This is a genomic window from Ruminococcus sp. (genome assembly GCF_016287535.1).
In the GTDB taxonomy this organism is placed as follows: domain Bacteria; phylum Bacillota; class Clostridia; order Oscillospirales; family Ruminococcaceae; genus Ruminococcus.
Window position 1 is genome coordinate 1 of the sequence record NZ_JAEFAJ010000021.1, and the last position, 12,205, is coordinate 12,205.

A 12,205-nucleotide genomic window follows, 5' to 3' on the forward strand; every position below is an offset into this window, starting at 1 on the left:
TTTTCCTTTTATGTCAAGAAAAATAGCCGAGGTCTGAGACCTCGGCTGAAAATAATTATTCATTTTTCTTTAAATCATCGATTAGTTTATCACACTTGTCGATCCATTGTCTTTCTTTCTCTGCATATTCTTTTACACTTGTTTTAAATCCACCAAAAAATTCATTTCCATTAATAACAATTCCTTTTTCATCAGTTAGTGCTATTGTAGATTTTGCTTTCGAAATTCCCAAAAAGCAGCAAGGGGAAAAATTTTTTTGATTGTCACGCAGACATTCTATTGATATAATTTGTTTCCCTTTACAATTGCATTTATTTGTTTCTTCCTTTTGATTTGATAAACATATTGCTTCTAAAATGAGATGCGATGTTTCCATTTTTATTACCTTCTTATCGATTTATAATCATGTCTGTTTATTTCAAACCACTCCAAAACATTATCCTTTAGCAATCTTGCATATGCACGTAAACCTCTGTTAATTCGTACAGAAAAAGTTCTTGGATTATTGCCAACAGTCACATCTTCAAAATTCAAACCTGGATGATTTGGATTCTGTTTAAACATAGCATAAGCTTCTTTGGCAGCTCTTTGCTCTTCTGGAGAGAGCTTATCATAATCTTTCCAAAAGCCTTTGGTAGTTTTATTTTCATAATTATGTACAAGAACAGCTTCATCACCAACGAAGTAGGTGTTTAAGCCTTCGACCTCAAGGTTATATACCGTTACCGGCTCTGCAAGCTTTTCGAGCTCTGCGCCTGTTACATATGCTGCTGAACCGTCAATAAGGTATACTTCATCGCCGACATTAAGGTCACCGGCTGCTACCCAGCCTCTGCCAGGTACATAGAACAACCATTAGTTTTATTATAATATCATTTTCCTTTTATGTCAAGAAAAATAGCCGAGGTCTGAGACCTCGGCTTTTCAATACAAACGGTTAATTTATTTTTGTACATAGATATTTACTTTGTCACATCTTATTTCTATTACTTTTCCTGGCATGGCAAATCCTTCGCTAAAAAAAGCTTTAAAATACTCGCCATTATCACTTGATACCTTTATATCGATTAGTTCATTCCCAATAAAATCCGCGTTTTGTGCTTCAATCTTAAATAATGTTATTTCCTCAAAATTAATGGTATATGTATAATTACAATTATTCATTTCAACCGAAAGCACACAACGTGCATATCTTTGATTTAGCGAATAAAAGAAATCAGTAATAACAGAATCATGAAGAGTATAATTCAAATACAATTGTACTAAGTTCATTCGTCATCTCCAAACAACATCCTAACAAGCGATATTAAAATATGTGATGCTGATGACCCTTTAGGTACAGGATTACCATCTATATCCAAATAATAATCACCTTTTCCTGTTGAATTTGGATTATAAATGTGATAATGATCTTGACCTTCAAAACCAGGTGCTCCTGGTGTAGCAGGATCAAAACGTATACGGGTATCTGTTTTTGCATTGTAATATTCCCTTGAATTAGTGTTTTGTGCCTGCATAGGATGAGTAACATCTTGCCAATCAGAATTTGGCAATTCATTAGGATCTGGTAGTTTGTCTCCTTTCTTATAATTATGCACCAAAACAGCTTCATCACCAACAAAGTAGGTGTTTAAGCCTTCGACCTCAAGGTTATATACCGTTACCGGCTCTGCAAGCTTTTCGAGCTCTGCGCCTGTTACATATGCTGCTGAACCGTCAATAAGGTATACTTCATCGCCATCGTTAAGATCGCCTGCTGCTACCCAACCTCTGCCGGATACATAGAACGGGTGGTTTGTTGTAGTATCTACATCGCCTGCTGTTGTATGGAGGTGAAGTATCTCCGTCACGTCGTCGTGGACATATACCGTCAGAACTTCCCTGAGCTCCGTCTCCCCTGTGAAGATATTATAAGCCCATACCTTGTCGCCCACTTCGATCTCATCGATACGCTTCTGTCCGTCCTCTGTTGCTACGAGAGTATCTCCTGTAAAGCAGGCTGCGGGCAGAGAAATGATATCAATTATAAGCTGAACGATTCGTACGACCACAAGGTCATAATGTCCGTCCTTTGCTGCATCTATGATACTCTCTACTTGACCGTACACCGCTCCCGCTTTAACTGCTGCTTTGATAATCGGTCCGATATAAGCCATCTTGCACAGACCGTTGATAATTATACCAGTCAGAATACCTCTTGCCGCTGCGCTAAGCACATCCACACCTGATGTGTTTGGATCGGTAAATACAAGGAAAAGCTCCCTGGCTGTATCATAGATCGTACATACCCAGTTGATTATAGTAAGAGTTTTCCTCATCTTATTATAGATCTCTATGTATTTCAGGTATGTTCTGCTTTCCATTATCTTGTCAATGGCGCTCGATATGGAGAATTCCGCAAGCGATAAGAAGTTACCTGTAGGATCGTTATACGTTACAGGATTTGAATTTGCATAGAGGTATTTGTGAAGTGTCGCAGGATCGAAAATGTCTCCCTGATATGTATCCATTGAGGTAAATGTTCCGGTTGAAGGATCCATATACCTTGCACGGAGATAATACAGACCTGTTGTGCTGTCAAGAGCTTCCGCACAGTACAGATAGCTGTTCGGTGTATCGCCCTCGGACGAAAGCAGGTTGCCCCATGCGTCGTAGTCATACTTATCGGTTATATTTCCGTCACTGTCCGCAAGAGCTCTTACAGAGCCGTGTCCGTCTGTGAGATAGTATGAAGTCTTTCCGTCTCTGAACTGAGATACAAGCTCCAGTCCGCGGGTATAGTAACATATCTCCGAACCGTTCTTGTCTGTTTCTGCGATGACATAAGAAAGTTCTCCGCTGATGTCGTTAAGGTAATGAACATAGTCGTTCTCGGTCTTTTTCGATACGCGGTTTCCTGCGAAATCATACTCATATTCCTCAACGCTTACGTCATTGCCCTGCTGAACGGTCGCACGTATCATCTTGTTATCTGCGTTATAAGCAAACAGCGATGATTTATCAGGTGCCGTCACGCTGACAAGGTTGCCGGCTTCATCATACTCATAAACAGTATCGTTTTCCTTTACGAGCTGATTGAGCTCATTGTATGTGTAAGAAGTTAACTCGCCGTCAACAGTTTTGCTGATACGGTTATTGACCTTGTCATAGGTGTATGAATAACGTGTGACTTTTCCGTCGCTGTCTGTTACAGCTTCAGCAACGAGTCTGTACAGTTCATCATAGACATAATCTACTGTACGGTCATTTTCAGCAACGGATGTCTTTTCTCCTGCCTTGCCGATGGTGTATTCATACTTTAATATTACATTATCCTTGTCATCAACTGTATACTCGGAAACGAGCCTGTTCAGCTTATCATAGTTGTATACAGTCTTCTGACCGTTGGGATATACTGCCTCGGAACGGTTTCCGTTGGCATCATAGCGATAGCTTACAGAAGCTCCGTTCTTGTCGGTAACACTTACAAGCCTGTCAAGGTCATCGTATTTGTATGAGTTAGTTCCGTAAGGAGTGCCCATGCTTGTCATTCTGCCGAAATCATCATAAGCATACTCAACATAGCTGCCGTCAGGATATGCTATCTTTGTAAGGTTATCCATCGCATCATAGGTAAAGGTGTAATTGCCTCTGCCCATGCTTGCGGAAGCGAGCTTTCCGTCTCTTGTGTATGAATATGAGGTTCTGCCGGAATCATTCTTCTTGCTGACAAGCCTGTCATAGCCGTCATAGCTGTATTCTGTCTTCTTTCCGCCGAAATCTGTAGAAGTCAGGACATTGCCTGTGCCGTCATATGTCATTTCAGCAGTCTGACCCGCAGCGTTTACGATCTTGTTTACTCTGCTGTGTTCGTCATATCCATACTGTGTGATATTGCCTTCAGCGTCGGTCACTGATAGAAGCTCGCCTGCCTCGTCGTATACATACGAAGTTGTATTTCCGAGTGCGTCGGTAACGCCTGTAAGTCTGTCAGCGCCGTCGTATTTGTAGGAAGTAGTATTTCCGTTCTGATCAGTCTGGCTCGTTACTCTTCCTCTTGCGTCATAATCTGTATGAGAAGAAGTACCGTCCGGATATGTTATGTCGGTCTTGTTGCCGTTCAGGTCATAGGTATAGCTGTAGACATAACCCTTGGGATCCTTCATCTCCCTGAGCTGTGAATTGCTGTTGTAAACGAATTCGGTGCGGTTGCCGTATGTATCGGTTATCGCAGTATTTCTGCCTATGCTGTCATACTCATACTTTGTTTCGGAACCGTTTACAGCCTTCTTGCTGATAAGATTATAGTCCTTGTCATAAGTATAGCTCTCTGAAGTACCGTTCGGATATGTCTTTGACAAAAGATTTCCGACCTTGTCATACTCCATTGTTACCGTGCGGTTGAGTCTGTCGGTAGCTGTAAGGTTGTTTCCTTCCTTATCATATGTGAACTGCTCTGTGGTACCGTCCGCATAGGTTATTCTTGTAAGGTTTCCTTCATTGTCATAGTCATACCTTGTCCTTCTGCCCTTCTCATCGACAGTTGCAGATACCTTGCCTATGACATTGTATTCGGAGGAAGTTACCCTTCCTGCATTATCGGAGATCTGTAAAACATTTCCTGCCTCGTCATAGGTATAGTTCTCGACGAAGGTCTTTTCTTCACCGTTGACCTTGTACTTGACAGTTTTTGAAATGCAGTTGCCTTTTTCATCATATGTGAAATCAGCGGTATCTCCCGCACCGTTTACAGTCGAGATCACGTTGCCGTCATTATCGTAGACGATATTCATATATTCGCCTATGCCATCAGAAACTGAGGTGAGACGACCGTTGTAATTGTAGCTGTAGTCTGTGGAATTTCCGAGCGCGTCCACCGTTTTGGTAACAAGTCCCGAATCGTCGTAGCTGATGGTCATGATATCTGTTCCCATAGCATTTACAGTAGATAACATACCCTTCTGATTGTACTTGCTTGAAACAGTATTTCCCTCGGAATCGGTCATCGACTCAACGTCGCCGTTCTCGTTATACTTATAGGTAGATGTATGTCCGGACGCTGATGTCTTTGATATCATCCTGCCATTGCTGTCATAGGACTTCTTTACGGTGTTGCCCATAGGATCCGTCGCAGCTGTGACATTTCCGCGCTCGTCGTAAAAATATTTCGTTACGCCGCCGTTTCTGTCGGTGATGACCTCTTCTCTTCCGTCGATATCATGCTCGTACTTTGTTACATTTCCGTATGAATCCGTTACGCTTACAAGTCTACCTTCGCTGTCGTATTCATTCTTTGCGATACATACATTTCTCGGATCGTGCATCTCGGTGATGTAATGATCGCGGTATACGAAACGGGTCGTGTTTCCGTTCAGATCAGCAACCGATACAAGATCGCCGTATGCGTCATATGTATACTTCACGCTCTGACCCGCGGCTGTTGATATCTCGGTTATACGTCCTTCCTTGTCCCTGGTAAAGCTTATAGCCTTTCCGTCGGAAGCTGTGATAGCGTCCCTGCTGAAGTTAAGAGTCTCACCGGTAGCTGAAGTCGCGCTTATGATTCCTTCCCTTGTGTCAAGAACATACTTTGTTCCGTCTGCTCTTGTATAAAGGAACCTGTGCGGATCAAATACCTCTCCGTCGTCTGTGGCAAGTACATTGTCGATATGGATAAGATCGCTGCTCCTCATATCATAGGACTGGAGCTTTGATCTTGAGCCGTTGAGGGCAGCATACTCCACGCCTACGCCGTATGTGAGCGGAACGAACATCTGACTTGCAGGATTTACGCATACAGCGAATTCGTCCTTGATACCATTGCCAAGGTCTACCTTTATCCTGTGAGTGCGTGTCTCCTTGATATCATATCTTGTGAAGAAGCCCTCCCTTTCAGTACGGGTCTCCCAGTTTTCGCCCTGAACTCCGCTTACGCTTATCTTTGCGCTGTTATATGCCATATCCCAGCCGTAGCCGAAATCGCCGAGTATATCCTTTGTGCGGCTGTCGTATGTTCTTATGACAGAAACAGGCAATCCGCTGAATGATGTCTCGATATCAGTGAAGCTTATCGTGAAGTTTCCTATCTTCATGCTTCCGTCTACGTCTGCTGTAACAGTATCCGAAACGGTGATCTCGTCATTGTATACCGTAACTCTTATATCATAGTATCCGTTTGTGATAAGAGTCGTATCGAATTCCGCAGTCAGTTCCTTTTCGTCAACGATCTTTCCGTCATCGAATATTACGAAACTTCCTGTTCCTGCCGCTGCATACTCAAACTTGTACCTTGTGAAGACATCAGGCGTTATTTCAGCCTTGATCTCGCTGACACCGGTAAGCTGTTCAAGATCTGCGGGTGAAACGATGGCACACTTGTATTCCTCGCTGTCAGTCTGTTTGAAGCCGTGCTTTATAACAGCGCCTGTTTTTGCGCTGGTGCCGATATCTCTTCCGCTGACCGCGATAGTAACAGTGTAATTTCCTTCATCAAGTATGGAAGTATCAACAGAAGCGGAAATATTGCAGTCAGAACCTATCACGCCGGAAGCTGCCTTTATCTGCTTGCTGTCGCGTGTGTTCTTCTGAATGTATACACTGTATGCACTGTTGATGAGCCTGCTGTCGGTCTGAGCTTCTATTTTCAGTACCTTGTCGGCAGTTACGTCAGGCTCCGGCTTGCTGAAGAAGATAAGCTGCTCATCTTCTCCGCCGTTGTCATCACTGCCGCTTTCGCCGCTGTTATCGCCTTCGCCGTTGTTTTCAGGTTCTTCGGGCTTTACAGCACCGTTCTGCACCTGATATTCACATTTGAATTCAGCGCTGTTGCCGCCGTTGTCGGTAACTGTAAGTCTCAGCTCATAAACGCCGTTGTCCAGAGCGTATGTATCCCATTCGCCGAGCTCTTCGTCCTGCTTGCTCTGCATTGAAGAAACAATGGGTGAATATGTGTTGCTACCGCTCTTTTTGTAATCGAGCTGATACTTTCTGAGAGCTGTCTCGTCAAATGCAGAGCCCTTTATAATTACCTTGCCTGAAATTGCCTTGTCATTGCCGGGCTCTGTGATCTCGGCAACAGGCGGTGTGTGGTCAGAAGTGTCCTGGAACACTATCTCAATGGACTTCTCTGTCTTTGCTCCGAGAGCGTCCTGAGCAACAGCCTTTACTGTTACTGTCTTGGGCTCTATCTCGCATATACGGAGCTCGCCGGGACCATCGCCGACCTTTTTATTGTTTACATAGGTGATAAGTGAAACAAGTCCGTCCTCATCAACTGCATCGACCTTGACGATCACGGTCTCTCCGATCTCGGCAATTTCCGCAGATGATTCAAGGGTTATCTCAGAGGGGATATTTTCCCTCTTGGGCTGAACTTTCTTTTCAGTTGTCTGGCTGCCGTCAGTTTTCACCTTTTCTTCGGTGACTGAAATGTTTATGTTGTCAAATCTCTTGTTGCCCTCCGCATCGACAGCCTCTATTATAATGGTGTACTCGCCGGGATCCTTGTCAGGAAGGTCAAAGGAAACTATCTCGCCGTTTTCGACCTCTGAATCAGAGCTGAATACTTCCTTGAAGTCCTCGCTGTCCTTTACGGCATAGCTTACCTTGTATTCACCGAACTTTGTCTCATCCTTTATTGTACCGCTGACAGTAACTTTTCCTTCATCGTACTTTACGTCTCTGTTATGGTTTATGCTGATGGTCGGAGGAGTCATATCACGGGGACCCTGAACGGTGATCGTCTCTTCGGCGCTTGCTTCGTTTCCGCCGATGTCCTTGCATTCCACGGTAAATGTAACTTCTCCGGAACTGCTGCAGGTATACAGTACACTGCCCTGATAATTCGAGATGACCCTGCCGTTTGCCTTTACCACTACAGAAGCAACTTCGTTGTCATCGGTCGCCGCAGCTGATACAAGTACAGTATCTCCCCTGTACGGATTCGGGTCTGATACAGTCAGTGTTACCTTAGGCGGCATATCATCCTTGAACTGATCGATGTTTTCCTGCTTTTCTGCGTATACGACCTCAACGCAGGGATCGCTCCACTGTCCCATCTCGTCGCATACGACATACTTCTGGAGGTATACCTTGTCAGCGTCGATGACTCTCGGTATCCTGCCATCTGTCCAGTTCTGATCCTTTATGCACTTCCACTGGAACTTTTCTTCCTTTATTCCCTTATTCGCCTTGCTCTCAGCATCGGGATCGTAAGCACTGAAGCTGAGTGAGCATATCATCTTGTCGGGAGAATCAGAAGCAGCGATCTCCGAGCTTATCTCAGCCACAGGCTTGCTGTGGACATAGAGACAGTCGGTCCAGTCTGTTGCATTTGACCATTTGCTGTAATCCTTCAGGTTTTCATTTCCCTTTGTAGGATCGTCCTTCAGTATTGAGGATATGCTGTATTTTCCTGTTGATGTGAAAACGGTTATGGGAGCCTTTTCTGTAAACTCTCCGCTTTCGCCCTTGCTGTTCTCGTAAACAGAGGCGTCAAGAGTATACTTCCATGACTGCTCGCCCACAGGGTCGTTTTCCTTGTCAACGAAATAGTCATTGTAGTCTATCTCGTCAGAAGTAGTTATGGTATCATCCTTGATGGAGTAATCGTTTTCAGAGAGCTTGTCCATGATACACTTCTTCAGTGTTTCAGGCTCCTTTAGCAGATCATACCAGTCGATAAACGTACCGTCTGCCGATCTGAAAAGCTCTTTATACTGCTCCTGTGAAGAGACAGTGCCAAGTCCGATAAGGTTGAGATCCTTTTCGGTGAGCGATTTTATTACCGCGCCTAAAAATGTCTCGTCCTGCAGATCGTGGTTGCTTTCCTTGCTGAGATTGATAACAAAGCGCTCTGCCGAATCTCTCCACTTGTAGTTGTCAAGAATGTCACTGAGCTCGCTTCCGCTTACAGTGGTCATCCTTATATTGCTGAATGTGAAATATGACTGCTGAGAACAGCCGTGCGAACCATGACATATGATAGGTCCGAAGCCGGTACCTGATTTCTTGTCAGGGAGCACGAAGTTCTCTATCTTGGGTTCATTGTTCGCGTAAACAGAAACCGTTCTGTCGCTTGTAATGATCTTAACGCTGTAGTTATCGTATGAATCGCTTACGGGAACGGATACAAGAAGCTTGCCCGCACCGGTCACGGAATTGCTTATGCCTCCGTCACGGAACTCGTCAGCATTGATATCGTTCAGCTGTACGAGTCTGAAAGCGCCGTTGCAGAGCAGGATACAGTAACCGCTCATTTTCTTTACAGTAACTTCCTCTTCGCTTCCCTCTGGTATTACCTTTTCTTCCCTGATAGAAGTATTGAACAGGAAGCCGCCGCCCTCCATACTGTGCCAGTCGGTCTTGTCCCTTATCATATCGAAGGAAAGTACACGCTTAGCCTGCACACCGTCATCGACAAAAAGCCAGTCACGCAGCGGAGCCCAGCCGTAGCCGACCATTTTTATCGAATCCTTTTCCCTGAAGATGTGATGATCCAGGTTGACAGCACCGCAGCCGTCCTGATAATCGTAATGGTCATAGGGTGTCCATGCGAACTGATCCTTTGCGGTAAGAGTAGACGTGGAGACAGTTGAAAGGTTGACTGAGAAGCCTCTGTCCTCCAGCTCCTTCTTTATTGAATCAACATTGTTGTTTATGGTGCGGATATCATCAGTATCGGCAGTACCGACAGTTACAACGATATCCACATTTTTAGCCTTGCTTATTCCGGAATTTGAAACAGGAGCGTTGTTTATTACTTCTGTTTTGCTGCTGACTTTATCGTTGTCAGCGCTGTCAGCGCTGAGGTAGGCGTCCTTTGAGATGAGCTTAGGTATGGTGTCCTCAAAATATTCCGCAGCCTGAAGGCGGAAACGGTACTTACCTACAGATGAAGCCTTGTATGTAACATTGGTTTCATTTCCGAGACTGAATACCTCTTCATTTTCGTCGGAAAAGTCGCCGTCATTATCGCTGTCAAAGAAAACAGACCATATTCTGCTTCCGATCTTGTCGCCGTCAAGAGAGTATGAAGTATCCTCAAGCCTGAAAACAGCTTCGCCGCTGCCGTCACGCTCGGTCGTTTCATTCTCTATCCAGAAGCCTGAGACCGGAGCGATATCCTTTTTGATCGTCAGTACATCATAGTACTTTACCGAGTCGCCCTTTTTAGTCTTTGCGTCTACTTCTATCCTGTAATTTCCCGCCTCGGTTATAACAAGGTTCTTGACAGCCGTTGTGGAAGTTTCATCATCTATTTTTACTGCTGTCTGCTGCGCGGGATTTTCAGCCTTGAAGCTCCACTCAACAGAATCGGGAATAAGCTCGTTCTTTTCGAGACTTTCCGAAATATCCAGAGTGATCTTGCGATTCTCACGGTATGTATCTCCCGAACCGCTTATACGGAGCTCAGGGCCCTTTTCAAGCAGAGGAGAATAAGGATCCGCCATTTTGCCGATCTCAACATCGGTACCGTTTATCTCGGTATTCTTTGCGATCACAGCACCGTTTATTTTAAGGTGCTTGGCATTTATCTCTACCTTTCCGTTAGGAGCGTATATTATTCCGTCAATGGTCAGGTCTGTACCCTGAATGACAACATTTCCGTTTTCAGAGCATATGAATATCTCGCATCCGTCCGCGTTCTGAACAGCGTCATATATAACGTCACCGTCAGCCTTTATGTATCCCTTTCCGGAGAATACGGTATTGCTTATCCTGAGAGCTCCCTTTGCAAGTATCGAAGAAGAAAGGTCATGAGAAGCATTGAGTATGGTCTCGTCTCCATCATATACCACATCGTACGAAACGCCCTTGCTGAGCTTGTACGAATAATCAGGCATATCAGATCTTGAATATTCGCTCTTGGCAGGGGTGACTGAACCGGACTTTTCGTTTGCGTTCAGCAGTTCGTTTACATAGCAGACAGAGCTTCCGCGGTAATCGAACTTGTCTCCGGTATATACGTTGCCGTTTATAACGGCGTTTTCCGTATTTATAACAGTATCACCGGAAGAGTACAGAACATAATCATCGCCTATATAGGCTGCATAAACGCTCTGCGGAAGAACAGATACCGTATACTGTACGCCCATTACCACAGAAAGAGCTGAAGCTATGATCTTATTGAAAAGTTTCTTATTCTTCATCTGCTTTCTCCTTTCTGTAGGTGATCACACTTGCCGCAGCCGCAGCAAGAGCAACAGCAAAGAGCGCAGCCGATGCCTTCGGGAAGCTGTCCGAAGTGTCTACAAGCTTGACGTTATTTCCGTCTGCTGCAGCGGCATAGTTCTTTATACCGTAATAAGTGGTGAATTCATAGCCTGCCTCGACCTTGACCGGCTCCCACTTTACAGATACAGCGCCGTCGTTTATGTCGCTGTTTATATCAGAGCTGTAATCCCAGAGCTCATCGTACATTTTGTTCCAGTTTCCGAAGTAAAGCGTGTCCGGAGCGTGTGGAACACCGTTGGTCTTGCCGTATGCGCTCACAGAGCTGCTCTGTCTCATTTCTGCCTTCCACTCAGCAGGTATATTTTGACTGAAAAAAGCTTCCTTGCCTACCTCGGCTCCGCTAACTGTAAACTTTGCCCTGTCGTCAGTATCTATCATAGGATCTATGACGATATCCGTTCCGACATAAGCGCTTTCTCCGGTTTCAAGAACTTTGTAGCTGATCTTCAGCATATCGTCAAAGCCCTTTGTAAAGCCCTCTGAAAATGTAAGCTTCTGTTCTATAACCACATCTCCGAAACGCTGCGCAGAGGTATGACTTTTTTCGTCCGCATTGAATGACGGTGTGCCGACATCCTCTCCGCGGCCGTAAACATAGTCTGTACCATTTATACGGAATGAAGTTATACCCGAATAAAAATACTTGTATGTCAGATCCTTGTTGTCGTCCTCGTTGTTGTTGAGCTGTCCTTCAACAGCTTTCAGTTTGTACCTCAGATACTCGCTCTGCCGCTTGTCCTGTTCGACAGACAGACGAATATAAGAATTTTCCATATCATAACCGTGAACCGATGCATTGTTAGTTGCCGCATAAACAGTAGCCGACGCAGCAGCACAGCCCACAGAAATTAATGAAAAGAGGTAAATCAACCTTTTCCCACCCATAAAATTCCTTCTTTCATTATATTTTGGGGTAAAAAACACTACTTTTATTATAACAAATCTATATCGTAAAATAAATTGTTTATATAAACAAAGCCTCAGAATACAC

The 12,205-nt window shown here is 44.5% G+C and carries 5 protein-coding genes; all 5 read right to left on the reverse strand.

Annotated elements, in window-relative coordinates; genetic code table 11:
• Nucleotides 1-55: 55 nt before the first annotated feature.
• Nucleotides 56-376 (reverse strand): hypothetical protein, encoded by a 321-nt coding sequence (locus QZZ36_RS08735; protein ID WP_295080108.1) that lies wholly within the window; start codon nucleotides 374-376, stop codon nucleotides 56-58.
• Nucleotides 377-381: 5 nt separating this feature from the next.
• Nucleotides 382-852: a polymorphic toxin-type HINT domain-containing protein gene (locus QZZ36_RS08740; RefSeq protein ID WP_295080111.1), complete on the reverse strand. Its 471-nt coding sequence runs from the start codon at nucleotides 850-852 to the stop codon at nucleotides 382-384.
• A 90-nt stretch (nucleotides 853-942) separates the two neighbouring features.
• Nucleotides 943-1,272, reverse strand: coding sequence for a hypothetical protein (locus tag QZZ36_RS08745; RefSeq protein WP_295080114.1), 330 nt, complete (start codon nucleotides 1,270-1,272; stop codon nucleotides 943-945).
• On the reverse strand, nucleotides 1,269-11,129 hold the full coding sequence (locus tag QZZ36_RS08750) for a polymorphic toxin-type HINT domain-containing protein (protein ID WP_295080117.1): 9,861 nt from the start codon (nucleotides 11,127-11,129) through the stop codon (nucleotides 1,269-1,271). The genes QZZ36_RS08745 and QZZ36_RS08750 overlap by 4 nt, the downstream gene beginning before the upstream one ends.
• Nucleotides 11,119-12,099 (reverse strand): hypothetical protein, encoded by a 981-nt coding sequence (locus QZZ36_RS08755; protein ID WP_295080120.1) that lies wholly within the window; start codon nucleotides 12,097-12,099, stop codon nucleotides 11,119-11,121. Before QZZ36_RS08755 ends, QZZ36_RS08750 begins: the two co-directional genes overlap by 11 nt.
• Between the last annotated feature and the right edge of the window lie 106 nt (nucleotides 12,100-12,205).

What these genes read in the sequence shown, in the direction of transcription:
- QZZ36_RS08735 (WP_295080108.1), bottom strand. Translation starts at nt 376, where the DNA reads ATGGAAACATCGCATCTCATTTTAGAAGCAATATGTTTATCAAATCAA.
- QZZ36_RS08745 (WP_295080114.1), bottom strand. Translation starts at nt 1,272, where the DNA reads ATGAACTTAGTACAATTGTATTTGAATTATACTCTTCATGATTCTGTT.
- QZZ36_RS08750 (WP_295080117.1), bottom strand. Translation starts at nt 11,129, where the DNA reads ATGAAGAATAAGAAACTTTTCAATAAGATCATAGCTTCAGCTCTTTCT.
- QZZ36_RS08755 (WP_295080120.1), bottom strand. Translation starts at nt 12,099, where the DNA reads ATGGGTGGGAAAAGGTTGATTTACCTCTTTTCATTAATTTCTGTGGGC.